Raw genomic sequence first — 1,160 nt, 5'->3', positions numbered from 1 at the left:
CTCCCTATTCCCTGATTAACCCATTCACCCTAGACGATCAATTTAAGCCAATGTGGCCATACAACTAGAGATAAATCGTTTGTAATAACTATAGAAGGCTTGATTCCCTATTGGGAAAAAAACAAGGAGAAATAACATGGCAGTTATCAACGGTGATGAGGGGAATAATACTCTCGTTGGTACTCGGTTTGACGATGAGATCAATGGTTTTGATGGCAAAGACTTTCTCTTCGGTAGAAGCGGTGATGATACCCTAAATGGAGGGGGTGATCAGGACGTACTCTTGGGCGGACTAGGTCACGATTCCCTCAACGGTGGCGGAGATGATGATTTGCTGTTTGGAAACCAGGGCGATGATAGTCTTGATGGCGATACTGGCAATGACAGACTGTTCGGGGGCAGTGGCAACGATAACTTAATGGGTAGCTTTGGCAAAGATACCCTCAACGGTGGCAGTGGTGATGATACCTTAGTTGGTGTAGATATCTTTGACGAACAACCTGGTCAGTTGGATAGGGATACTCTCACTGGTGGTGCAGGCAAAGATACCTTCGTTCTCGGAGATCCCTTTACAGTTTATTATGATGATAGTCAAGTTCGATTCATCATTGCACCTCCTCCCACAGAACCCCCTCCAAGCTACGCTTTGATTACTGACTTTGAACCCGGTAAAGATGTTATCCAGCTCAAAGGAGCCATAGAGTATACATTAGAAGATGTTGAGCTTCTTAATGGCGTTTCTGGTCTAGGAATCTTCTTTGATGCTGACGGTTTTGAAGGTAACGGTTCTGAGCAACTGATTGGTATTATCCAAAGCCAAGAATCCTTAGATGGCCTGCAAATTAATATTGGTCGGGCAATAACCACTATTTCATGATTCCCCTCCAGAATAGAGTGTGGGGAGATGGGGAGATGGGGAGATTTTTAGTTAGTGGTAATGGGGTATCGAACGATGGGATCGCCTCAAGCAAGAAATGCGTTCGCGTAGCGTGACCATAGGTCAATCGCTTAGCGTGACCATAGGTCAATCGCGTAACGTGGCCTAGGCCAATCGCATTCATCCCATCCTTAGATCCCTTCAACTTTTTCCTGTTCCCTGTTCCCTTGTTTACATCTTAACTAAAAATGCTATCGCTATTTCAGTTTCCTGTCTTTTGTTA

2 protein-coding genes are annotated in these 1,160 nt (G+C 44.7%); one reads left to right on the top strand and one right to left on the bottom strand.

The annotated features are described in order from the left end of the window. Positions 1-136: 136 nt before the first annotated feature. Positions 137-877 carry a calcium-binding protein gene (locus F6K53_RS44250; protein WP_293087246.1) on the top strand — a complete coding sequence of 247 codons (741 nt, stop codon included), beginning with the start codon at positions 137-139 and terminating at the stop codon, positions 875-877. On the opposite strand, the gene F6K53_RS44245 is transcribed toward F6K53_RS44250, so the two are convergent. After that, complete coding sequence (locus tag F6K53_RS44245; protein WP_293087243.1) at positions 867-1,082, bottom strand: hypothetical protein; 216 nt, start codon at positions 1,080-1,082, stop codon at positions 867-869. The genes F6K53_RS44250 and F6K53_RS44245 overlap by 11 nt on opposite strands. Between the last annotated feature and the right edge of the window lie 78 nt (positions 1,083-1,160).

It is taken from the genome of Moorena sp. SIO4A1 (assembly GCF_010672065.1).
Lineage (GTDB): Bacteria > Cyanobacteriota > Cyanobacteriia > Cyanobacteriales > Coleofasciculaceae > Moorena.
The sequence above is the reverse complement of the archived record's forward strand: the minus strand, read 5'-3'. Positions and strand labels throughout refer to the sequence as shown.

Bases quoted from the DNA above. Each gene is read 5' to 3' on its own strand.
- F6K53_RS44250 (WP_293087246.1), top strand. From the start codon at position 137: ATGGCAGTTATCAACGGTGATGAGGGGAATAATACTCTCGTTGGTACT.